General features: G+C 69.9%; 19 protein-coding genes and 1 tRNA gene. 11 read left to right on the top strand and 9 right to left on the bottom strand.

Translation table 11 applies throughout. The features are described from left to right. Positions 1 to 63: 63 nt before the first annotated feature. From topA to ACVN90_RS14040, 4 genes are read left to right on the top strand one after another with little or no spacing between them, the layout of a single operon-like run. The gene (topA, locus tag ACVN90_RS14055) at positions 64 to 2,781 is read left to right on the top strand and encodes a type I DNA topoisomerase (protein WP_475098842.1); all 2,718 of its coding nucleotides are present in this window, start codon (positions 64 to 66) and stop codon (positions 2,779 to 2,781) included. Continuing rightward, complete coding sequence (gene tmk, locus ACVN90_RS14050; protein ID WP_475098841.1) at positions 2,778 to 3,419, top strand: dTMP kinase; 642 nt, start codon at positions 2,778 to 2,780, stop codon at positions 3,417 to 3,419. Before topA ends, tmk begins: the two co-directional genes overlap by 4 nt. A gap of 57 nt (positions 3,420 to 3,476) precedes the next feature. After that, positions 3,477 to 4,661, top strand: a complete 1,185-nt coding sequence (locus ACVN90_RS14045; protein ID WP_475098840.1) for a DNA polymerase III subunit delta' — start codon at positions 3,477 to 3,479, stop codon at positions 4,659 to 4,661. Beyond that, positions 4,658 to 6,217: an alpha/beta hydrolase gene (locus ACVN90_RS14040; protein WP_475098839.1), complete on the top strand. Its 1,560-nt coding sequence runs from the start codon at positions 4,658 to 4,660 to the stop codon at positions 6,215 to 6,217. Before ACVN90_RS14045 ends, ACVN90_RS14040 begins: the two co-directional genes overlap by 4 nt. Before the next feature lie 77 nt (positions 6,218 to 6,294). Here ACVN90_RS14040 and ACVN90_RS14035 read toward each other — a convergent pair whose 3' ends face one another. The 3 genes from ACVN90_RS14035 to ACVN90_RS14025 form a co-directional block, all read right to left on the bottom strand. After that, on the bottom strand, positions 6,295 to 6,954 hold the full coding sequence (locus tag ACVN90_RS14035; RefSeq protein WP_475098838.1) for a methionine ABC transporter permease: 660 nt from the start codon (positions 6,952 to 6,954) through the stop codon (positions 6,295 to 6,297). Further along, on the bottom strand, positions 6,947 to 7,984 hold the full coding sequence (locus tag ACVN90_RS14030; RefSeq protein ID WP_475098837.1) for a methionine ABC transporter ATP-binding protein: 1,038 nt from the start codon (positions 7,982 to 7,984) through the stop codon (positions 6,947 to 6,949). Before ACVN90_RS14030 ends, ACVN90_RS14035 begins: the two co-directional genes overlap by 8 nt. 88 nt (positions 7,985 to 8,072) lie before the next feature. After that, positions 8,073 to 8,975: a MetQ/NlpA family ABC transporter substrate-binding protein gene (locus ACVN90_RS14025; protein ID WP_475098836.1), complete on the bottom strand. Its 903-nt coding sequence runs from the start codon at positions 8,973 to 8,975 to the stop codon at positions 8,073 to 8,075. Between the two features lie 258 nt (positions 8,976 to 9,233). Between ACVN90_RS14025 and ACVN90_RS14020 the strand changes: the two genes are divergently transcribed. Then, positions 9,234 to 9,306, top strand: a tRNA-Thr gene (locus ACVN90_RS14020). Between the two features lie 58 nt (positions 9,307 to 9,364). Further along, complete coding sequence (locus ACVN90_RS14015; protein WP_475098835.1) at positions 9,365 to 9,760, top strand: hypothetical protein; 396 nt, start codon at positions 9,365 to 9,367, stop codon at positions 9,758 to 9,760. Positions 9,761 to 9,788: 28 nt separating this feature from the next. Here ACVN90_RS14015 and ACVN90_RS14010 read toward each other — a convergent pair whose 3' ends face one another. Then, positions 9,789 to 10,745, bottom strand: coding sequence for an EamA family transporter (locus ACVN90_RS14010; protein ID WP_475098834.1), 957 nt, complete (start codon positions 10,743 to 10,745; stop codon positions 9,789 to 9,791). Positions 10,746 to 10,839: 94 nt separating this feature from the next. Between ACVN90_RS14010 and ACVN90_RS14005 the strand changes: the two genes are divergently transcribed. The 5 genes from ACVN90_RS14005 to ACVN90_RS13985 are packed head-to-tail and all read left to right on the top strand — an operon-like array spanning position 10,840 to position 15,239. After that, entirely contained in the window at positions 10,840 to 13,221 is a 2,382-nt protein-coding gene (locus tag ACVN90_RS14005) for an MMPL family transporter (protein WP_475098833.1), read from the top strand. Next, complete coding sequence (locus ACVN90_RS14000) at positions 13,218 to 13,808, top strand: isochorismatase family protein (protein WP_475098832.1); 591 nt, start codon at positions 13,218 to 13,220, stop codon at positions 13,806 to 13,808. The genes ACVN90_RS14005 and ACVN90_RS14000 overlap by 4 nt, the downstream gene beginning before the upstream one ends. After that, the gene (locus ACVN90_RS13995) at positions 13,801 to 14,466 is read left to right on the top strand and encodes a DNA alkylation repair protein (RefSeq protein WP_475098831.1); all 666 of its coding nucleotides are present in this window, start codon (positions 13,801 to 13,803) and stop codon (positions 14,464 to 14,466) included. Before ACVN90_RS14000 ends, ACVN90_RS13995 begins: the two co-directional genes overlap by 8 nt. A gap of 27 nt (positions 14,467 to 14,493) precedes the next feature. Further along, a complete protein-coding gene (locus ACVN90_RS13990; RefSeq protein ID WP_475098830.1) occupies positions 14,494 to 14,940 on the top strand; it encodes an N-acetyltransferase family protein in 447 nt (148 codons plus the stop codon). Continuing rightward, entirely contained in the window at positions 14,937 to 15,239 is a 303-nt protein-coding gene (locus tag ACVN90_RS13985) for a hypothetical protein (RefSeq protein ID WP_475098829.1), read from the top strand. Before ACVN90_RS13990 ends, ACVN90_RS13985 begins: the two co-directional genes overlap by 4 nt. A gap of 5 nt (positions 15,240 to 15,244) precedes the next feature. Here ACVN90_RS13985 and ACVN90_RS13980 read toward each other — a convergent pair whose 3' ends face one another. From ACVN90_RS13980 to ACVN90_RS13960, 5 genes are read right to left on the bottom strand one after another with little or no spacing between them, the layout of a single operon-like run. Further along, positions 15,245 to 16,468: a nitrate/nitrite transporter gene (locus tag ACVN90_RS13980; RefSeq protein WP_475098828.1), complete on the bottom strand. Its 1,224-nt coding sequence runs from the start codon at positions 16,466 to 16,468 to the stop codon at positions 15,245 to 15,247. Continuing rightward, a complete protein-coding gene (narI, locus tag ACVN90_RS13975) occupies positions 16,465 to 17,250 on the bottom strand; it encodes a respiratory nitrate reductase subunit gamma (RefSeq protein WP_475098827.1) in 786 nt (261 codons plus the stop codon). The genes ACVN90_RS13980 and narI overlap by 4 nt, the downstream gene beginning before the upstream one ends. Continuing rightward, entirely contained in the window at positions 17,250 to 17,873 is a 624-nt protein-coding gene (gene narJ, locus ACVN90_RS13970; protein WP_475098826.1) for a nitrate reductase molybdenum cofactor assembly chaperone, read from the bottom strand. The genes narI and narJ overlap by 1 nt, the downstream gene beginning before the upstream one ends. Then, on the bottom strand, positions 17,870 to 19,561 hold the full coding sequence (gene narH / locus ACVN90_RS13965; RefSeq protein WP_475098825.1) for a nitrate reductase subunit beta: 1,692 nt from the start codon (positions 19,559 to 19,561) through the stop codon (positions 17,870 to 17,872). Before narH ends, narJ begins: the two co-directional genes overlap by 4 nt. Further along, entirely contained in the window at positions 19,561 to 23,271 is a 3,711-nt protein-coding gene (locus ACVN90_RS13960) for a nitrate reductase subunit alpha (RefSeq protein WP_475098824.1), read from the bottom strand. The genes narH and ACVN90_RS13960 overlap by 1 nt, the downstream gene beginning before the upstream one ends. Positions 23,272 to 23,495 lie beyond the last annotated feature (224 nt).

Raw genomic sequence — 23,495 nt, 5'->3', positions numbered from 1 at the left:
GTCTCACAGCGCCCGCACCGGGAACTGGCGTGTATGGTTTGCGTCGAAGAAAGGACGCCCCCGTTGGCAGAAGGCAAGAAGCTCGTCATCGTCGAGTCACCGACGAAGATGAAGTCGATCCAGGGGTACCTCGGCGATGGCTACGAGGTGCTCAGCTCGGTCGGGCACATCCGCGACCTGGCAGACAAGCGCGACATCCCGGCCGATAAGAAGCAGGCCTATGGGAAGTACTCGATCGACATCGACAACGGCTTCGACCCCTATTACGTCGAGAGCGAGCGCGGCAAGAAGACGGTCGCCGAGCTCAAGCGCGCGCTGAAGGGGGCGGACGAGCTCCTGCTCGCCACCGATGAAGACCGCGAGGGCGAAGCCATCGCGTGGCACCTGCTGCAGACGCTCAAGCCGAAGGTCCCCGTCAAGCGCATGGTGTTCCACGAGATCACCAAGGACGCGATCCAGGCCGCCGTCGGCAACACGCGTGAACTCGACCTCGCGCTCGTCGACGCGCAGGAGACCCGCCGCATTCTCGACCGCCTCTACGGCTGGGACGTCAGCCCCGTGCTCTGGTACAAGGTGCAGCAGGGCACGTCGGCCGGTCGTGTGCAGTCCGCGGCGACGCGACTGGTCGTCGACCGCGAGCGCGAGCGCATGGCCTTCGTCTCGGCGTCCTACTGGGACATCGAGGCGCTCGCCGCGCCGAACCGGCCGCAGGGCATCGACGAATCGTTCTCGACCCGCCTCGCCCGCGTCGACGGCGCGGTGCTCGCCCGCGGCACCGATTTCGACGACCGCGGTGAGCTGAAGAAGGCGGTGCTGGTCCTCGACGAGGCTCAGGTGCGCGAACTCGCTGCCGCGATCGAGGCGGCGGCCGAGGCATCCGTCACCGCCCTCGAGTCCAAGCCCGGAACCCGCAGCCCCAAGCCCCCGTTCACGACCTCGACCCTCCAGCAGGAGGCCGGTCGCAAGCTCTCGATGAGCGCCAAGCACGCCATGGGCGTCGCGCAGCGCCTCTACGAGAAGGGGTACATCACTTATATGCGCACCGACTCGACGGCGCTGTCGACGCAGGCCGTGCAGGCCGCGCGCGAGCAGGCCGTCGCGATGTACGGCGACAAGTCGGTGCCGCCGAACCCTCGCAGCTACCGCAACAACAGCAAGAACGCGCAGGAGGCGCACGAGGCGATCCGTCCGTCGGGCGAGACTTTCCGCACGCCGTCCGAGGTGTCCGGGCAGCTCGATCGCGACGAGCTGCGCCTGTACGACCTCATCTGGAAGCGCACGATGGCCAGCCAGATGTCGGACGCGAAGTACGAGACCACCACCGTGACCCTCGAGGTCTCGGCGGCCGGCCGTCGCGCCGAGTTCACGGCCTCCGGAACCGTCTACACCTTCAAGGGCTTCCTCGAGGCCTACGAAGAGGGCCGCGACGAGAAACGCGGCGACAGCGACAAGTCCGACGATCAGTCGCTGCCCGCGATGGCGGTGGGCGACGTGCTGCGCCTGCGCGACGTCGAGCCGAAGGGCCACGCGACGAGCCCGAAGCCCCGCTACACCGAGGCGAGCCTCGTGAAGGCGCTCGAGGAGAAGGGCATCGGACGCCCGTCGACGTTCGCGAGCATCATCGACGTGATCCTGAACCGCGGCTACGTCACCAAGCGCGGTCAGGCGCTGATCCCGAGCTGGCTCGCGTTCAGCGTGGTGCGACTGCTCGAGCAGCACTTCGCCGACCTGGTCGACTACGACTTCACGGCGGCGCTCGAGGACGACCTCGACGCGATCGCCCGCGGCGAGCAGAAGCGCCAGGACTGGCTGCAGGACTTCTACTTCGGGGGAACCGACCACGTCGGCCTCCGCAACATCGTCGACAACCTCGGCGAGATCGACGCGCGCGCGCTCAACTCGACGCCGATCGGCGACGTCGCGACGCTGCGGTTCGGCAAGTACGGCCCGTACCTGGAGGTGCCCGACGCCGAGAAGCCGGACGCCGAGCCCAGGCGCGTCAACATTCCCGAGGACCTCGCGCCGGATGAGCTGACGCCCGCTCGCGCGCAGGAGCTCATCGACGCCCCGGTTGCCGGCGACCGGGTGCTGGGGGAGAACCCCGCCAACGGCAAGCTCGTCGTCGTGAAGGACGGCCGCTTCGGCCCGTATGTGCAGGAGACCGACCCGCCTGCCGAGGAAGAGGTCGATGAGGAGACCGGCGAGGTCGTCGCCGTCGAGCCTGAGCCAGCGCCGAAGAAGCGCGGCGCGAAGAAGGAGGCCGCGCCGAAGCCGCGCACGGCCTCGCTCTTCAAGTCGATGTCGGTCGACACGATCGATCTCGACACGGCGCTGAAGCTCCTCGACCTCCCGCGCACCGTCGGCGTCGACCCCGAGACGGAAGCCCCGATCACCGCGCAGAACGGTCGATACGGCCCCTACCTGAAGAAGGGCACCGACTCGCGCACACTGCAGAGCGAGCAGCAGATCTTCGACATCACGCTCGAAGAGGCGCTGGCGGTCTACGCCCAGCCGAAGTACGGCGCGCGCGGCGCGTCGTCGGCCCTCAAGGAGTTCGAGGCCGACCCCACGAGCGGCAAGCCGATCAAGCTGAAGGACGGCCGCTTCGGCCCGTACGTCACCGACGGCGAGACGAATGCGACGATCCCGCGTGGCGAGGACGCGATGGAGGTCACGTTCGAGCGCGCGGTGCAGCTGCTCGCCGACAAGCGTGCGAAGGGCCCGGCCAAGCGCCCGGCGCGCCGCACGACGACGACGCGCAAGCCCGCGGCGAAGAAGTGACGGCGGCCGGCGACACCGCGCGCGGACTCTTCGTCACGTTCGAGGGCGGCGACGGCGTCGGCAAGACGACGCAGGCGGCGCTGCTCGACGCATGGCTGACGGATGCCGGACGCACCGTCGTGCGCACGCGCGAGCCCGGCGGCACCGAGGTGGGCGTGCTCATCCGCGACATCGTCCTCCACCACCGGGGCGAGGTCGCACCCCGGGCGGAGGCGCTCCTGTACGCCGCCGACCGGGCGCACCACATCGAGACGCTCGTCCGCCCCGCGCTCGCTCGTGGCGAGGTCGTGATCCAGGACCGCTACCTCGACTCGTCGGTCGCGTACCAGGGTGCCGGGCGCGTCCTCGGGCGCGACGAGGTGCGCGAGCTGTCGCTGTGGGCGACCGGAGCACTGCTCCCCGACGTCACGGTGCTCCTCGACCTCGATCCCGCATCGGCCCGTGCGCGCCTCGACGCCGACGACAAGCCGTTCGACCGCCTCGAGGCCGAGAAGGAGCACTTCCACGCCCGCGTGCGGGAGGAGTTCCTGGCGCTCGCCGCCGCCGAGCCCGGGCGCTTCCTCGTGCTCGACGCGTCGCTGCCGCCCGACGAGCTCGCCGCCGTGGTGCGGGCGCGCGTGGAGCCGCTGCTCGCATGAGGCGAACGCTCGGCCTACGCACAGCCGGTGTCCGACTCGGTGGCTAGGCTGGTCGGCATGGAGCCGGTCGCCGCTGTCGCTGGGGCGTCTCCCGCAGCGGATGACCAGGCGTTCCCCTGGGGCGACGTGTGGGGGCAGCCCGACGCCGTCGCGGCGCTCAGGGAGGCAGCATCCGATCCCGCGTCCATGACCCATGCCTGGCTCATCACCGGCCCTCCCGGCTCGGGCCGCTCGACGCTCGCCCACGCCTTCGCGGCGGCCCTCATCGCCGAGCCCGGTGACGAGCGCACGATGCACCAGGTGCTCGCCGGAACCCACCCCGACCTCACGGCGCTGCGCACCGAGGGCGTCATCATCTCCATCAAGGACGCCCGGGCGCTCGTCGAGCGGTCGTACTTCGCGCCCTCGCTCGGGCGGTACCGCGTCATCGTCATGGAAGACGCCGACCGCATGGTCGAGCGCACTTCGAACGTGCTGCTGAAGGCCCTCGAAGAGCCGCCCGAGCGCACCGTCTGGGTGCTGTGCGCGCCCAGCGACGCCGACCTGCTGCCGACGATCCGCTCGCGCGTGCGCACGCTGCGACTGCGAGAGCCCGACGTCGCCGATGTCGCCGACCTCATCGTGCGGCGCAGCGGCGTCGACCCGGCGATCGCCGAGCAGTCCGCGCGGCACGCGCAGCGTCACATCGGCATGGCCCAGAGGCTCGCGACGGATGCTGCCGCCCGCGCCCGCCGCGACGCCACGCTGCGCGGCGTGCTCGCGGTGCGCGGCGTGGGCGACGCGGTGGAGGTCGCTGGCGCGATCGTCGCCGCCGCCACCGACGACGCCAAGGCGCTCACTGCGGAGCGCGACGAGGCGGAGCGCTCCGGTCTGCTGCGCACCCTCGGCATCGCCGAAGGCGCCGCGGTCCCGCCCGCCGTGCGGTCGCAGCTCTCGGCGCTCGAGGACGAGCAGAAGCGCCGCGCCACGCGCAGCCTGCGCGACGGCATCGACCGCGTCCTCACCGACCTCGAGTCGATGTTCCGCGACGTGCTGCTGCTGCAGTTCGGGCGCGCCACCGACCTCATCAACCGCGAGCTCGAGCCCGACCTGCGCGCCCTCGCCACCGCGTGGGCGCCCGAGCGCACGCTGACGGTCGTCGACCGCATCGGCGTCACCCGCGAGAATCTCGAACTGAACGCCGCGCCCGCTCTGGCGCTCGAAAGCATGCTCGTCACCGTCGCGAGCGGAAGGATCCCGTGAACCCGACCCGTCCCCGCCGACTTCGTCGCGCCTTCGCCGTCATCGCCGGCCTGGTCGCAGCATCCGTCGTCCTGAGCGGCTGTCTGTCGGCGATGATCCCCGATGCGTCGCCCCGGCCGACGTCGAGCAAGGCGGCCGACACCGACGGCGTCGCCGAGAACCTGCTGCCCTACTACGAGCAGACGCTCGACTGGTCCGGCTGCAACGAGACGTTCGACTGCACCACGGTGACGGCGCCCCTGGACTGGACCGATCCGTCGAAGGGCGACATCGAGCTGTCGGTCATCCGCAGCCGCTCCGAGGGCACCACCGAGCCCATCGGATCCCTGCTGACCAACCCGGGCGGGCCGGGCGCGAGCGGCGTGGCCCTCATCCGGGACTCGGTGTCGTTCGCGGTCAGCGACCCCGTGCGGCAGCAGTTCGATGTCATCGGCTTCGATCCGCGCGGCGTGGGTGAGTCGACATCGGTGACCTGCTACGACGCAGCCGACATGGACGCCTACCTCTACGACATCCCGGAGAACCCTCGGGGAACGGATGCCTGGACCGACGAGCTCCTCGAACGGCACGAGGCGTTCGGCGCGGCCTGCGACGAGAACAGCGACGGCATCCTGCCGTACATCACGACGGAGAACGCCGCCCGTGACATGGATCTCATCCGAGCGGTGCTCGGCGACACGCAGCTGAACTACCTCGGCTACTCCTACGGCACCTTCCTCGGGGCGACCTACGCCAAGCTGTTCCCCGAGAAGGTGGGACGTCTCGTGCTCGACGGTGCGATCGACCCGTCGATCTCCGGGCTGGATGTCGGCATCACCCAGGGCGTCGGCTTCGAGAATGCCCTGCGCGCGTATATGGCTGATTGCCTGACCGACGACGAATGCCCCTTCCGCGGCACGGTCGACGAGGCCATGGCCGACCTGGGCGCGCTCCTCGCGAGCGTCGACCGGGACCCCATCGCGAACGCCGACGGCCGCATGCTCGGCGCGGACTCCCTGATGACCGCGATCGTGGCCGCCCTGTACTCGCAGGACAGCTGGAGCTACCTCACGATGGCCCTCACCGACGTCCTGCAGGGCAACGCCGATGTCGCGTTCCAGCTCGCCGACTTCTACAACAACCGCCAGGACGGCACGTACCTCGACAACCAGACCGAGGCGTTCCGCGCCTACAACTGCATGGACTACCCGGTCGACGCCACCGAGCAGGAGCAGGCCGACGCCACAGCGCTCCTCGAGGCCGAGGCGCCGACCGTGGCGCCGTACTGGCAGGGTCCCGACCCCTGCGAGGTGTGGCCGTCCCCGCCCACCGGCGTGCGCGAGCCCATCACCGCCGACGGCGCAGCACCGATCGTCGTGGTCGGCACGACGAACGACCCCGCGACCCCCTACGAGTGGTCGGTGTCGCTGGCCGATCAGCTCTCTTCCGGCGTCCTGGTGACGCGCGTCGGCGAGGGCCACACCGGCTACAACAAGGGCAACTCGTGCGTCGACTCTGCGATCGAGACCTACCTGCTCGACGGCACGCCTCCGGAGGACGGCCTGCGCTGCGAGTGAGCCGCCGATGACAGCAGAAGGCGGATGCGGCGACCTCGTGTCGCGGCATCCGCCTTCCGTCATCCGGGGCGCGGGTGTCAGCGGCGCAGCACGCGGCGGGCGAGCGCGTTGCCGAGGAACTGCACCAGCTGCACGATCACAATGATCACGAGCACCGCCGCCCAGGTCACCGCCGGGTTGAACTGCTTGAAGCCGTACACGATCGCGAACTCGCCGAGGCCGCCGGCCGCGACGGCGCCGGCGATCGCGGTCATGTCGACCAGCGCGACGACGATGAACGTGTAGCCGAGGATCAGCGGTCCGAGCGCCTCTCGGGGGAGGAGGCGCAGGAGGATCCGTGAGCGGCTCGCGCCCGTGGCGCGGGCCGCTTCGATCACGCCGGGGCGGACCGTCAGCAGGTTCTGCTCGACGATGCGGCTGATCGCGAAGAGCGACGCGATGGTGATCGCGAAGATGCCGAACTCGGGCCCGATGCCGGGGATGCCGAGGCTGCGCGCAATGGGCTGCACGGCAGCGAGGAGGATGACGAACGGGATCGGCCGGAAGAAGTTCACGATGACGTTGATCGTGCCGAAGAGGAACCGGTTGGGAAACAGGCTCCCGGGGCGGGTGGCGTACAGCGCGAGGCCGACGAAGAGCCCGGCGATGCCGCCGAAGACGAGGCTCAGCGACACGACGTAGAGAGTCTCCGCCGTCGCCGCCCAGAGCTCGGGGAGCAGATCGAGGAGCCTATCCACGGGCGTCCTCCTCGATGAGCGGCGCGAACGCCGATGCCGCCTCGATCGCCTGCTGCACAGCATCCGCCTCTCCGGTCAAGGCCAGCGTGAGGTGCCCGAAGACGCGCCCTCCGATGTCGTTGATGCCGCCGTGCACGAGCTCGAAACGCACGCCGTGCGACGAGAGGGCGGCGAAGACGTCGGCCTGCGTGATGTCGCCGTCGCGAATCGTGAACGTCACGATGCGTCCCGGGTGGCGATCGCGCAGAGTGCGCAGCTGGTCGCCGACCGGGACGTCCTCGATGATGCTCGCGACGAACCGGCGCGTGGCGGCATGCTGCGGCGCCGACAGGACGTCGAACACGGCGCCGCTCTCGATGATGCGGCCGTTCTCCATCACGACGACGCGGTCGGCGAGGGTGCGGATCACGTCCATCTCGTGCGTGATCACGAGGATGGTGACGCCGAGCTCCTCGTTGATGCGCTTGAGGAGTGCGAGCACCTCCTGCGTCGTGTCGGGATCGAGGGCGCTGGTCGCCTCGTCGGCGAGGAGGATGCGCGGGCTGGTCGCGAGGGCGCGCGCGATGCCGACACGCTGCTTCTGGCCGCCCGACAGTTGCTCGGGATAGCTCTTCGCCTTGTCGGCGAGGCCGACGAAGCGCAGCAGCTCGTCGACGCGCGCGACGATCTCGGCACGCGGGCGTCGGGCGACCTCCAGCGGGTACGCGACGTTCTTCGCGACCGTGCGGGAGTCGAAGAGGTTGAACTGCTGGAAGATCATGCCGATGTCGCCGCGCAGTTCGCGCAGTTCGCGCTCCCGCAGGCGCGTGATGTCGCGGTCGTCGATCTCGACGATGCCGGAGGTCGGCGTCTCGAGGGCGTTCACCAGCCGCAGCACGGTGCTCTTGCCGGCGCCGGAGTAGCCGATGATGCCGCACACCTCGCCGGCGGCTACTTCGAGCGACACATCGTCGACCGCGGCGACGGGTGCGGCGTCCTTGGCGGGCGGCGGGAAGGTCTTGGTCACGCCGGTCAGGCGGATGAGGGTCATGGGTGCTCCTCGGCGGAACGCGCATGTGCGGCCCGCGCGCACGAAGCGCTGACGGGCCGCACAGACGAGTGCCGCGGTGTGGCGGGTGTTACGAGTTGGCGCGGATGTCGTCCTCGACGTCGGTGAGCGACGTGACGAGCTCGTCCACCGGGGTCTTCACGAGCACGGCGGTGCCGCCCGAGGCCTCGACGACGCCGTCCAGGACGTCCTGCGTGTTCTGGTAGATCTCCACGAGCTTGAGGTACGTCGGGTTGTCGGCGTCCTCGGCCTTGGCCGCGAAGATGTTGATGTACGGGAACGCGGTCGGATCGGTCGGGTCGTCCGTGGCGATGGCGTCCTCGGGGGTGAGGTTCGCGTCCGCGAGGAAGTCGTTGTTCACGATTGCCGCGGCGACATCGGGAAGCGAGGTCGCAGTGAACGCGGCGTCCAGCGCCTCGACCTTCACCTTGGAGTCCGGCAGCACGTCGGCGACGGTCGAGAAGACCGAGCCGCCGTCCTTCAACTCGATGAGACCCGCCGATTGCAGCACCAGAAGGCCACGGGCCTGGTTCGACTCGTCATTGGGGACGGCGACCGTGGAACCCTCGGGGATGTCGTCGGCCGACTCGTACTGCGACGAGTACAGGCCGAGCGGGTAGATCGCCGTGGCGCCGATCGGCTGCAGGTCGTCGTCGCTCTGCACGTTGTAGGTCGCGAGGTAGATGATGTGCTGGAACTGGTTGAGGTCCAGTTCGCCCGCCGAGAGGGCGGGGTTCGGCTGTGTGTACTCGCTGAAGTTGACGAGCTCGACCTCGATGCCCTCGTCCGCCGCGGCCTCCTTGTAGGTCTCCCAGTACGGGTCGCCGGAGTCGACGACGCCGATGCGGACGACCTCGTTCTCGTCGGAGGCGCCGGCGGCAGCATCCGTTCCGGTCCCGGCGCAGCCGGCGAGGAGGAGGGCGAGAGGAAGCGCGAGTGCTGCTGCGGCGGTGAGCTTCTTGGACGTGGACATGTGAGTGCTCCTGTGGATCGAGGCCCGTCTCGGGCTTGTGACCGCGCGCACGATCCACGGACCGCGCACGCTTCGTCGCGGACCGGGTTCGAACCTACGTGGGCTCTCCGGGCATCCTGAAACCTGGCCGTAACACGTCGACACCGAGTCCGCCGGAGAGTGGGATCGAGTCCGGGATGGATGCCTCGTTCCGCGTGGTTCGCGAGCACCCTCGGGACCCTGTAAGATCGTTGCTTGTGCGTCGCGCAAGCGAGGCCCGCCACCTTAGCTCAGTCGGCAGAGCGAATCACTCGTAATGATTAGGTCAAGGGTTCGATTCCCTTAGGTGGCTCAGAACCGGAACGGCCGCGGACAGCGGCCGTTTTCCGTATCCGAAGGACGGTGATGCGGTGCCTCAGGCGATCGACGCCCTCGCCGAGATCTTCTCGTGGATCGGGTTCGGCGTGGGTGCTCTTCTCGCAGGCGTCGCTCTCATCATGTACCTCTTCGACGGCACGTGGCTGCCCGTGCGCGCTGTCGTCGAGAACGGTCCCGACGGCCGGCTCGTCCGCTGGTTCGACGAGGACGGCGGGGTCGGGGAGGCGCACCTCACGCACGAGCAGGAGCACCACATCGGAGACGCTGACATGGCTGACGTCTTCGTCCGCCGCGGCTCGCTCAACCGGATGCGGCTGACCCAAGGCTCGCCGGCCGTGCGGGCGGTCGCCCGCCTCGCGATCGGGATGCTGGCGCTCGGCGTGGTCGCGCTCGCCACGTCGCTCGTGATGCTGTTCGTCCGCGGCTGACACGCCGCTCGGCGGTCGCGCCCGACCGCTACGCGACGGCCAGCATCCCGCCGGCCGCGAGCGCGAGGCCCAGTCCCACCCACTGCACGGCGGCGACCCGCTCGCGCAGCACGATCGCCGCAAGCAGGATCGTGCCGGCGGGGTAGAGGGCGGTGAGCGCCGACACCACGGCCAGGTCGCCGGTGCGCAGCGCGAACAGCGCCAGAGCATTGGCTGCGGCATCCGCGATCCCGCATGCGATGGCCAGCCACCAGGCCTGACCCGTCGTCGTGAGGACGCGCCCGACACCCGTGGCCGCGTGCTCGAGATCGGCGTGCCCGCTGGGCGTCGCCCCGAGCGGCAGCCCGTTGACCGCCAGCACCGACCGGGCGCGCTCGCCGCGGCGGTGGGCTGCGAGGGCCAGCACCCCGACGATGAGGCACGTGACGACCGCGCTCGTCGCGCGGCTCGTCACCAGCGGCACCAGCCCGCTGTCGTCGGAGGTCTGATCGAGCACGATGAGGAACGCGCCGATCGCGAGGCCCGCGCCGACGGCCATCGCCAGCCCGCGGGTGCTGGGGCGCACGATCTTCTCACCCGGGATGAAGCCCACGAGCACCACCGCGACCAGCGCCACGCCGAGTCCGGCGTAGCCGATCGGCGCGAGGGCATCGCCGTTCAGAAGCAGCCCCCACAGCATCGGCGCGACGGCCGACACCACCGCGGTCAGCGGCGACAGGATGCTCATCGGGCCGATCGCGAGGCAGGCGTACAAGAGCGCGATCGCGACCACGCTGCACACGCCTCCGACCACGCCCCAGGCCACGTCGGACACGGACCACACTCCGCCGAACAGCGGCTGGGCCGCGAGCAGTGCGGCGAGTCCCGAGAGCGCGGCGACGGCCGTCACGACGATCGATCGCAGCCGCCGGGCGGCGAGTCCGCCCAGGAAGTCCGCGGAGCCGTAAACGATGGCGCCGATGAGGGCGATGGCAGCGGAGAGCATCGCGACCCAGCATAGGAGCGCGGCGAAGAGAGCCGAATCGAGGACCTGATGTCAAGTGTCGAGGTGAACTCAGTTCGCTAGATAAGCTAGCGATATGACCTCGCCTCACCACGCGAACCGTCGCCCCTCGGGATGGCTGCGGATCGGAATCCCGGCCCTCCTCGTCCTCATCTGGCTGGCCGCGGGATCCATCGGCGGACCGTACTTCGGCAAGGTCGATGAGGTGTCGAGCAACGACCGCTCGTCGTTCCTGCCCGAGAGCGCCGACGCGACACAGGTCAACGAGCGGCTCGCGGACTTCCTCGGCGGTGACAGCATCCCGGCGGTCGTCGTCGTCACGGGGGACGGCGAGCTCACCGAGGACGACATCGCCGACGTGCAGGCCCTGGCCGACGACATCGCCGAGGTCGAGGGAGTGCAGGAGGACGTGTCGCCGCCCATCCCGTCCGACGACGGCGAGGCCGTGCAGGTCTTCGTGCCCATCGACGCCTCGGGCGAGGTGGGGCCGACCGTCGAAGAGATCCGGACTCTCGTCGTCGAAGACCTTCCGTCCGGACTCGAGGGCTGGGTCACCGGCCCGGCCGGTTTCACCGCCGACCTCGTCGAGGGCTTCCTCGGGATCGACGGGCTCCTCCTCGGCGTCGCCCTGCTCGCGGTGTTCCTGATCCTCGTGATCGTCTACCGCTCGCCGCTGCTGCCGGTCCTCGTGCTGCTGACGTCGATGTTCGCGCTGTGCGCGGCCCTCCTCACCGTGTGGTGGCTCGCGTACGCCGGCATCGTCGTGCTGAACGGCCAGGTGCAGGGCATCCTCTTCATCCTCGTGATCGGCGCGGCGACCGACTACGCGCTGCTGTACGTCGCCCGGTTCCGCGAATCCATCGCGACCGGGATATCGAAATGGGATGCTGCGCTCTCGGCGTGGCGCGGAGCCTTCGAGCCGATCCTGGCCTCGGGCGGCACGGTCATCGCGGGCCTGCTGTGCCTGCTGCTGTCGGACCTCGCGACCAACCGCGCCCTGGGCCCGATCGCGTCGATCGGGATCGTGTTCTCGATGCTGTCGGCGCTGACCTTCCTGCCGGCGCTCCTCGCGCTGTGCGGACGCGCGGCGTTCTGGCCCTTCATCCCGAAGGAGCCGATCGCGATGATCCCCGACGACCTCACGCAGCCGGTCAAGGGCCTGTGGCCGCGGCAGGCGCGATTCGTCGCCCGCCACGCCCGCATCGTGTGGATCGCATGCACGATCGTGCTGCTCGCCGGCGCCGTGGGCATCACGCAGCTCAAAGCCGACGGCGTGCCGACCAGCGACCTCGTGCTCGGCTCATCCGAGGCGCGCGACGGCCAGGAGGTGCTCGCCGAGCACTTCCCGGCGGGCTCCGGCTCGCCGGTGTACGTCATCGTTCCGGAGGAGGACGTCGCCGACACCGTCGCCGTGCTCGATGAGTCGAACGGCATCGAGTCGGTATCGGTCGCTTCGGACGACTCACCGACGGGTCAGGCGCAAGTCGCGGTCGAAGACGGCGAGCCGGTGTTCACCGCCGTGGGTCCGCCCGGCACGCCCGCACCCGAGCCGACCATCTCCGAGGGCGACGTGCTGGTCATCGGGACGTTGACCGATGCTGCCGACTCCGTCGCCGCGGAGGACACCGTCCGCGACCTGCGCGCCGACCTCGACGAGACGCTCGGCGAGGGGACCACGATCGTCGGCGGCGAGACGGCGACCGACATCGACACCAACGACACGTCGACGCGCGACCGCACCGTGATCATCCCGGTGATCCTCGCGGTGATCCTCGTGATCCTCATGCTGCTGCTGCGCTCGATCCTCGCCCCGGTTCTCCTGATCGGCACCGTGATCCTGTCGTTCGCAACGGCGCTCGGCGTCAGCGCGCTGGTCTTCAACGAGGTGTTCGGCTTCCCGGGGGCCGACCCCGCGGTGCCGCTCTACGGGTTCGTGTTCCTCGTCGCGCTCGGCGTCGACTACAACATCTTCTTGATGTCGCGCGTGCGCGAGGAGTCTCTCGTCCACGGCACAAGACCCGGCATCCTCCGCGGCCTCGTCGCCACGGGCGGGGTGATCACGTCGGCCGGACTCGTACTCGCCGCCACCTTCGCTGCGCTCGGTGTCATCCCGATCCTGTTCCTCGTGCAGATCGCGTTCATCGTGGCTTTCGGCGTGCTGCTCGACACGTTCATCGTGCGGTCGCTGCTGGTGCCGGCGCTCTCGTACGACATCGGCAAGGCGATCTGGTGGCCCTCGGGGCTGTGGCGGCGTGATGCCGGCGCTGCGCCGGGCAGCAACTCCGCCTCGAACGCGCCGGCCCAGCCCGGCACACCCGCGACGGCGGCACCCGCGGCAGAATCGGGCGGAGTTGCGGCCCACGACGAGCCGCTCCCGGCCGACATCGCCCCCGAGCTCGTGGCCGGCGACGGGCATCCGCTCACCCGGGAGGAGTACAGGCGTACGCTCGAACCATGAGCAAGGCGCTGTTCATCGTCGACGTCCAGAACGACTTCACCGAGGGCGGTGCGCTCGCGGTCGAGGGCGGAGATGCCGTCGCGCAGCGCATCTCGGAGTTCCTCGTCACGCACGCCGAGGAGTACGCCGTGATCGTCGCCTCGCGGGACTGGCACCACGGCGAGGGCGACAACGGCGGGCACTTCCACCCGGAGCCCGACTTCGTCGACACTTGGCCGGTCCACTGCGTGAGCGGCACCGAGGGCGCCGAGTACGACCCCGGCCTCGACACGTCGTCGGTGACCCATCACGTCAAGAAGGGGCAGGGAAAGCCCGCCTACTCGCTGTTCGAGGGCACCACCGACGACGGCGTGACGGTCGCGCACCTCCTCGAGGAGCACGGCGTGGTCGACGTCGACATCACCGGCATCGCCACCGACTACTGCGTGCGCGCCTCGGCGCTCGACGCCATCGAGCACGGCCGCCACGTCCGCATCCTCACCGACCTCATCGCCGGGGTCGCGGCCGAGTCCAGCGATGCGGCGCTCGCCGAGCTCGCGCACGCGGGCGCCGAACTGCGACCATCCGGGCTCGAGGGCGGTGACTGAGCCCGGGGCGCTGACCGCCGAGGGTGTCCGCGCGGCGCTCGAGGGCGCAGCATCCGTCGACGAACGGGCCAAGATCGAGCGGCGCATGACCGACCCGCGCACCGAGGTGATCGGCGTGCGCATGGGCACCGTGTTCGACATCGCGAAGACGAATTCACGGATGCCGCTGGCCGAGGTCGACCGGCTGCTCGACTCGGACGCCTACGAGATGCGCATGGTCGCCGTGTCGATCCTCGACTTCCAGGCGCGGACGAAGGGCGTCGACCGCGCGGCGCTGTACGAGCTGTGGATGCGGCGGCTCGACCGCATCGACACCTGGGATTACATCGACCGGTCCGCGCCGCGCGTCGTCGGCCACTACCTGCTGGACCGCCGGCGCGACGTGCTGTTCGAGCTCGCCCGGTCCGCCGACCGCTGGCATCGCCGCACGGCGATCACCGCGGCGTTCTCGATCATCAGGGCGCGCGACCTCGATGACCCGCTCGCGTTGTGCGAGATCCTCGCGGACGATCCCGAGCACCTCGTGCAGACGAATGTGGGCGTGGCGCTCCGCGAGATCGGACGCGTCGACCGCGTCCGGCTGGAGGAGTTCCTGGCGCGTCGCGGCGACGACCTCAGCGCGCACGCGCGACGCACCGCCCGGACCGCCCTCGTCTGAGGCGGGCAACCCGCTACTCTCGGGCTCGTGACCGAGATCCGACCCCTCGCCCTTGCCGACCGCGACGCCTGGCTCCCGCTCTGGCACGGCTACATCGAGTTCTACGAGTCCGAGGTGTCGGACGAGCAGACCGCGCTGACGTGGAACCGCCTCCTCGACCCGCAGTTCCCGATGCACGGGGCCGTGGCGACCGACGACGGCCGCGTCATCGGCTTCGTGCACTGGCTGACCCACGCGGCGACGTGGTCGGCGGCTCCCTACGTCTACCTCGAGGATCTCTTCGTCGCCCCCGACACCCGGGGCACCGGCGCGGGGCGCGCGCTCATCGCCGACGTGACCGACTGGGCACGGGACCACGGCGCTGCGAAGGTGTACTGGCTCACGCAGGAGACCAACGCCACCGCCCGGGCGCTCTACGACCGCGTCGCGACGCACACCGGGTTCGTGCATTACGAGATCGGCCTCGGCTCGTGACCGCTGCGGCGCCGGCTGAGCGGAGCATCGGCGATCTCGTCGCCACCCTGCTGCTGATCGGCTTCTCGGTCGGCGCGGCGGTGGTGCTCTTCTTCGTCTCGCTGGTGTGGGCGATCGGCAACCACGACAACACGGTCGCGATCGTGCTGGGCGGGTACATGCCGCTCGCCTTGGCGGTGATCGGCGCCGTCGCCGGCATCGTCGCACTGTCGCGGAAGCACCGCGCGTTCTGGTACCCGCTGATCGCGCTCGCGCTCAGCATCGCCGCGTGGCTCATCGCGGCCTCGACTGCGCGCTGACCGATTCAGACCCGCTTGCGATCCCTCCGCGCCAGGAAGATCACGAAGCCCAGCGCCACGAGTGCCGTCAGGCACAGCAGGCTGAGCCCGATCGTGTAGCTGTGCGCCTCGGCGTTGTACGTCGCGCCCATGACCAGCGGCGGGAAGTAGCCGCCGAGTCCGCCGGCCGCGCCGACGATGCCGGTGACCGTGCCGACGCGCTCGGAGGGTGCCCGCTGAGCGACCCAGGTGAAGACCGCACCGGTGCCGAGACCCAGGAAGAGCGCCATCAGCACGAACGACGCTCCCGCGGCGAGCTCGGGCGGCGGCTGCAGCGCGATCACGACCGCCATCACCGCAGCACCGCCGAGCGAGATGCTGAGCACGGTCGCCGGCCCGATGCGGTCCGACAGCCAGCCGCCGACGGGCCGGGCGATGACCGCCGCGATGGCGAAGCCCGCGGTGCGGGCGCCGGCGTCGGCGAGGTCGTACCCGTAGACCTCCTTGAGGTAGGTCGGCAGGTACGTCGAGAACGCGACGAAGCCGCCGAAGGTGACGGCGTAGAGGAAAGCCATCTGCCACGTGACGGCGAGCTTCGACGCCGCCTTGAGCTTCGGCATGACGGGTGCGGTATTCGGCTTCCACAGAGGCGAGTCCCTCATGAACAGCCACACGATGACCGCGACCACGAGCAGCGCGACCGCGATGATGAGGTGGGTCGCGACGTAGCCGAACCACGCCACCATCCGGGGGGTGAAGAACGACGACAGCGCCGTGCCGCCCATACCCGCGCCGAACAGGCCCGTGGCGAAGCCGCGCTTGGCGGGCTCGTACCACGCGTTGCCGAACGGGATGCCGATCGCGAAGGTGGTGCCCGCGATGCCGAGCAGGAACCCGAACGCGATCATGAGCGCGTAGGAGCCCCACACTCCGGCGAGGGCCACCAGCACCACGGGCACGGCAGACGCCGCCGTCAGGACCGTGAACATCAGGCGGCCGCCGAAGCGGTCGGTGAAGGCACCGGTGAGGATGCGGCCGAGCGACCCGACCAGCACCGGCGTCGCGATGAGGAGGGAGGCCTCGGTGGAGGTCAGCCCCATCTCGGCCGTGTACTGCACCGCCAGCGGCGCGACCAAGTTCCAGGCCCAGAACGTGATGGTGAAGGCCAAGAGCGCGAGCAGCAGGTTCTTGGTGCGACCCGGGAGCTCTTGAGTGCCGGTCGCGGCGGTGGCCGCAGCATCCGTGGTCATCGTCGCCCTCCGGTCTTGCGCGTGGTGGTCGCCTTGCGGTCGGGGGTGCGGTCGGTGGTGCCCACGGGCGCCCAGCCGCGGCGGATCCCGCGCGCCGTCGTCGGCCGCCCGTCGCGCGAGCGGTAGACGATGTACGGGCGGAACAGGTAGTGCACGGGTGCCGTGAACGCGTGGACCAGCCGGGTGAACGGCCAGATCATGAACAGCACCATCCCGATGACGGTGTGGATCTGGAAGTCCAGCGACGCCTCGCTCATCGCCGCGATGTTCGGCTGGAAGACGAACAGCGACCGGAACCACGGCGCCACCGTCTCGCGATAGGTCGTCTCGTGCGGCGGACCGATGACGCTCAGCACGGTGGTGGCGAGACCCGCGACGATCGCCGCCACGAGCACGACGTACATGGTCTTGTCGTTCTTCGTGGTCGCCATGAACACCGGGCCGGTCGTGCGGCGCCGATAGATCAGGATGCCGACCCCCGCGAGGGTCGCGAAGCCCGCGACAGTGCCGAGCCCGAGGGCGGCGAGGTGGTACATCTCCTCCGAGACGCCCAGCGCGTCGGTCCAAGCCTTCGGGATCACGAGGCCCACGACGTGCCCGATGATCACGACGAGGATGCCGAAGTGGAACAGCGGCGACCCGATCCTCAGCAGCCGGGATTCGTAGAGCTGCGAGGAGCGCGTGGTCCAGCCGAACTGGTCGTAGCGGTAGCGCCAGATCGTGCCGCCGACGAGCACCGCGACCATGAGGTAGGGGAGGATGCCCCACAGGAACAGCTCCATCAGCGCCTCCCGACCGGCTCGAGCGGCAGCAGCCGCGGGTCGTGCGCGTCGAGTCCCACCGATTCGCGCGGGGGGCCGGCGGCGGCCATCGCCATCGCCTGCTGACGGTCGGCGGGGGAGCGGCCCGGCAGCGTGTCGCACACGGCGCCCACAACTGCAGCGTACGGCGACCCGCGCTCGCCGAGGGCGATGCGGATGAGCTCGAGGCTCGCGCGGTACTCCTGCAGCAGCGCCGCGCCCTCGCCTGGCGCATGCCGCGCGAACTCGAGCACGAGCGGCAGGAAGTCGGGCAGCTCACCCGTGCCGTCGATCGCGAGTCCCGCCCCGCGGTAGCGGCGCTTGAGGTCGGCGAGCACCGCACCGCGCCGCCGGGTGTCGCCGTCGGTCCAGTAGCTGAGGTACAGCGCGTGCCGCCGCGACATGTCGAACGTGTCGACGTACACGGTCTGCACCTCGGCGGCCGGGGTACTCGCCCACCATTCGAGCAGAGGGGCGAAGGATGCTGCGGCCCGCGGCGCCGCCTCTGACAGCGCCTGGCCGATCAACGCCGAAGAGCCGAGCACGTCGTCGTCGGGATAGCTCAGGCAGAGGGACGCCGCCTGGTAGACCACCCGGACGTTCACGACGGGCCTCCGGGCGCAGCATCCGGTGTCGAATCCTTCGGGGGGAACAGGCCCGGCGGAGCGCCGTTGCCGTCCCAGTTGAGGAGGTTCACGCGGCCGCGCAGCGACTCGCCGCTCGCGGCCGCGTCGGAGGTCTGGCGCTCCTTGAGGGCGTGGAACGTCTCGACAGCGACCGGCGTCGGGCGGCCGCTCGCCTCGCCGAACATGCCGGACTCGTTGCCGTACGGGCCGCCGTCGAAGTCGAGCGAGCAGCCGAGCTCCTCGAGCTCGTGCGCGCGCTCGTAGTGGGCGGTCGGGATGACGTAGCGGTCCTCGTACTTCGCGATCGCGAGGAGGCGGTACATCGCGTAGATCGACTCGCCGGTCATGCCGACCGCAGCGGGGATCGACTCGTCGCGCTCGCGCTCGAGCGTGATGTCGCGGAGGTACGAGCGCATCGCGGCGAGGCGCCACAGTACGCCCGTGATGATGTCGGTGTCGCCCGCGGTGAAGAGCTCGGCGAGGTACTCGACGGGGATCCGCAGGGCCTCGATCGCTCCGAACAGCGTGCCGGCGGCCTCGGAGTCGTGGCCCTGGTCGCGCAGGAGGTCGACGATCGGCGACAGCGGCGGGATGTACCAGACCATCGGCATCGTGCGGTACTCGGGGTGAAGCGGCAGGGCCACCCGGTAGGTCTTCGCCAGAGCGTAGACGGGGGAGCGGCGCGCAGCATCCATCCAGTCCTCGGGGATGTCGCCCTGCGCGCGGACCGCCGCGATCACCTCGGGATCGTTCGGGTCGAGCATGAGGTCGAGCTGCGCCTCGTAGAGGTCCTTCGGATCGGGCGTCGACGCCGCCTCGGTGACGCGGTCGGCGTCGTAGAGGAAGAGACCGAGGTAGCGGAGGCGCCCGACACAGGTCTCGGAGCAGACGGTCGGGATGCCCACCTCGAGCCGCGGGTAGCAGAGCGTGCACTTCTCGGCCTTGCCGGTCTTGTGGTTGAAGTAGATCTTCTTGTACGGGCAGCCGGTGATGCACTGGCGCCAGCCGCGGCATCGGTCCTGGTCGACGAGCACGATGCCGTCCTCGGCGCGCTTGTAGATCGCGCCCGACGGGCACGACGCCATGCACGACGGGTTCAGGCAGTGCTCGCAGATCCGCGGCAGGTAGAACATGAAGGTCTTCTCGAACTGCAGCTTGATGGCGTCTTCCGACTCGCGCCGCACGCGTTCGACGATGGGGTCCAGATGTCCCATCTCCGAAGCCCCGCCGAGGTCGTCGTCCCAGTTCGCCGACCAGGTGATCTTCGTGTCCTCGCCGGTGATGAGCGACTTCGGCCGTGCGACCGGGAAGTCGTCGCCGAGCGGCGCGTCGATGAGCGTCTCGTAGTCGTAGGTCCAGGGCTCGTAATAGTCCTCGAGCTTCGGCTGCACGGGAGAGGAGAAGATCGTGAGCAGGCGCTTCAGCCGGCTGCCGGTACGCAGCGACAGTCGCCCGCGCTTGTTGAGCGTCCAGCCGCCGCGCCACTGGTCCTGGTCCTCGTAGCGGCGAGGGTAGCCCTGGCCGGGCCGCGTCTCGACGTTGTTGAACCACACGTACTCGGTGCCGGCCCGGTTCGTCCACGCCTGCTTGCAGGTGACCGAGCACGTGTGGCATCCGATGCACTTGTCGAGGTTCATGACCATGCCCATCTGGGCCATCACGCGCATCAGAACACCACCTCCTGCGAGCGGCGGCGCACCGTCGCCACCATGTCGCGCTGGTTGCCGGTCGGACCCAGGTAGTTGAACGTGTACGACAGCTGCGCGTACCCGCCGATGAGGTGCGTGGGTTTGACCAGCAGCCTCGTGACGGAGTTGTGGATGCCGCCGCGCCGGCCGGTCGCCTCGGACTTGGGCACGTCGATCGTGCGCTCCTGCGCGTGGTGCACGTAGACGACGCCGGTCGGCATGCGGTGCGACACGATCGCCCGGGCGACGAGCACGCCGTTGGAGTTGACGCACTCGACCCAGTCGTTGTCGGCGGCGCCGATGGCTGCGGCATCCGCCGGACTCATCCACACTGTGGGGCCGCCGCGCGAGAGCGACAGCATGAAGAGGTTGTCCTGGTACTCCGAGTGGATCGACCACTTCGAGTGCGGCGTGAGGTAGCGCACGACCACCTGCTGCGAACCGTCGGGCCCGAGCTTGGGCTCGCCGAACAGCCGGTGCATGTCGAGAGGTGGACGGTAGATCGGGAGGGCCTCGCCGAGGTCGCGCATCCAGGCGTGGTCGAGGTAGAAGTGCATGCGGCCGGTGAGCGTGTGGAAGGGCTTCAGCCGCTCGATGTTCACCGTGAACGGTGCGTATCGCCGCCCGCCAGTCTCGGAGCCCGACCACTCCGGCGACGTGATCACCGGCACCGGCGCCGCCTGGGTCATCGCGAAGGTGATGCGCTTCTCCTCGGAGCCCTCGGCGAGATCGGCCAGCGGCTTGCCGACGCGCTTCTCCAGCGTGCGGAAGCCCTGCGAGGCGAGTTCGCCGTTCGTCGTGCCCGAGAACGCCAGGATCGCCTCGGCCATCTTGACGTCGGTGTCCATCGCCGGGCGGCCGTCGGCCGCGCCGCCGAGCATCACGCCGTTGTTCTGGGCCAGCCGCTCGACCTCGTGCGACACGTCGTACGTCACGTTCTTGATCGTGAAGCCGAGCTTGTCGGCGAGCGGCCCGACGGCGGCGAGCTTGTCGGCGATCGCCGTGTAATCCCGCTCGACGACCGTGAACTGCGGCATCGTCTTGCCGGGGATGCCGGCGGTGTCGCCGCGCGCCCAGTCGCGCACCTCGCCGCCCGGCTGCGACGTCTCGCCCGGGGTATCGTGCTGCATCGGAACCGAGACCAGGTCGCGACGCGTGCCGAGGTGCGTGCGCGCCTGCGCCGAGAACTCGACCGCGATCGCGTGGAACAGGTCGAAGTCGCTCTTCGCCTCCCACGGCGGGTCGATCGCCGGGGTGAACGCGTGCACGAACGGGTGCATGTCGGTCGACGACAGGTCGTGCTTCTCGTACCACGTCGCCGCCGGGAAGACCACGTCCGACAGGAGCGTGGTCGAGGTCATGCGGAAGTCGGCCGACACCAGCAGGTCGAGCTTGCCCTCGGGGATCTCGTCGTGCCACTTGACGTCGTTGGGCCGCACACTCGCCTCGTCGGTCGCCATGACGTTGTTGTGCGTGCCGAGCAGGTACTTGAGGAAGTACTCATTGCCCTTCGCGCTCGATCCCATGAGGTTCGATCGCCACAGCGTGAGCAGACGCGGCCAGTTCTCGGGCGCATCGACGTCGGCGATCGCGGGCTGCAGGTCGCCGGAGGAGAGCTTGGAGGCGACGAAGGATGCTGCATCCGCCGCCGCCCCGTTCGCCACCGCCGCGTCGGCCTCGTCGGCCAGGTCGAGCGGGTTGACGTCGAACTGCGGGTAGAACGGCATCCAGCCGAGCCGTGCCGACTGGGCGATCGTGTCGGCGGTGTGCATGCCCGCCAGGTTGCCCTCGGCGAGCGGGGACGCGAGGGCGTCGGCCGAGTACCCGTCGAAGCGCCACTGGTCGGTGTGCATGTACCAGTAGGCCGTGCCGATCATCGTGCGGGGTGGGCGGCTCCAGTCGAGCGCGTTGGCGAGCGAGAGCCACCCCGTGATCGGGCGGCACTTCTCCTGCCCGACGTAGTGCGCCCAGCCGCCGCCGTTGCGACCCATCGACCCGGTGAGGATCAGCAGCGCGAGGATTGCGCGGTAGGTCGCGTCGCCGTGGAACCACTGGCAGATGCCGGCGCCCATGATGATCATCGACCGGCCGTTCGACTCGACCGCGTTCGCGGCGAACTCGCGCGCGATGCGCGCGCACGCCTGCGCGGGCACGCCGGTGATCTCCTCCTGCCACGCCGGCGTGTACGGCGACTCGGCGTCGCCGAGGCCGGTCGGCCAGTCGCCCGGCAGCCCGTCGCGGGCGACGCCGTACTGGGCGAGCATCAGGTCCAGGACGGTGGTGACGAGGATGCCGTTCACCCGCATCGCGGGGACTCCACGGCGCAGCACATCGCCCGACCCGTCGGCGGAGTCGAAGCGGGGGAGGAGCACCTCGACCGCCTCCGGAGCGGCGGCCGCGGCGGGGAGGTCCGCGATGGACAGTGCCGGCTCAACGCCCTCGAGATCGAGGTTCCAGCGGCCCTCGCCCGACGCGGCGTACCGGAACCCCATCGAGCCGTTGGGCACGCGCGGGGCGGCGGTCGCAGCATCCAGCACCACCGTCTTCCACTCGTCCTCGGGAGTGTCTCCGCCGAGGTCCTTCGCGGTGAGGAAGGTGCCCGGCACGAACGCGCCGTCGCGCTCGGTGAGGCGCACGAGGTGGGGCAGGTCGGTGTACTGCCGCGCGAAGTCGGCGAAGAACGGCACGCGGCGGTCGACGTAGTTCTCTTTCAGCACCACATGACCCATCGCCATCGCGAGCGCGGCGTCGGTGCCGGCCTGGCAGGGGAGCCACTCGTCGGCGAACTTGGTGTTGTCGGCGTAGTCGGGGCTGACCGTCACGACCTTCGTGCCGCGGTAGCGCACCTCGGCCATCCAGTGCGCGTCGGGCGTCCGGGTGACGGGAACGTTCGAGCCCCACATCATGAGGTAGGTGGCATCCCACCAGTCGCCCGACTCGGGCACGTCGGTCTGGTCGCCGAACACCTGCGGGCTGGCGACCGGGAGGTCGGCGTACCAGTCGTAGAACGACGTCATCACGCCGCCGACGAGCTGCGTGAACCGGGTGCCGATGCAGTGCGACACCATCGACATCGCAGGGATCGGCGAGAAGCCCGCGACCCGGTCGGGGCCGTACTCCTTGATGGTGTGCACGTAACCCGCCGCGACCAGCTCGACCGCCTCACGCCAGGACGCGCGTACGAGCCCGCCCTTGCCGCGGGCCTGCTGGTAGCGGCGCCGCGTCTCGGGGTTCTTCGTGATCTCGCCGAACGCGAGCACCGGGTCACCGCCGGTGCGCGCCTTCGCCGCCCGGTACTCCTCGAGCAGCACCCCGCGGACGTACGGGTAGCGCACGCGCGTCGGCGAGTAGGTGTACCACGAAAACGCAGCCCCGCGGGGGCACCCGCGGGGCTCGTATTCGGGGCGATCGGGACCGACGCTCGGATAGTCGGTCTCCTGCGCCTCCCACGTGATGATGCCGTCCTTGACGTACACCTTCCACGAACAGGAGCCCGTACAGTTCACGCCGTGCGTCGACCGCACGACCTTGTCGTGACTCCACCGGTCGCGATAGAAGGCGTCGCCCTCACGGCCGCCCTCGAGGAACGCCGCCCGATGATCGGGGGTCTCGTCCCACCTCGTGAAGAACCGCCCTGCGGCCAGCAGAGCATCGGAAGCCGGACCGTCCACACCGACACGGGGCGTCATGCCTCGGACCCTAGCGAAAGGACCGGCGGGTGCACCAGAGGGGTGGGATGCCTTTTCCCGCGCGTCATCGCCGACGCATCCGAGCGATGGAACTGTGGTGCCCCCACAGGGACTCGAACCCTGGACCCACGGATTAACCTGCTGCACTGAGTTTCCCCAGCCACCGTCTCCGGCTTGCAGTCTGGACTATATCTTCACCTTCGGCCGAGCCGGTCAGGTGCGCC

Source organism: Microbacterium sp. F01, from assembly GCF_056156365.1.
The sequence above is the reverse complement of the archived record's forward strand: the minus strand, read 5'-3'. Positions and strand labels throughout refer to the sequence as shown.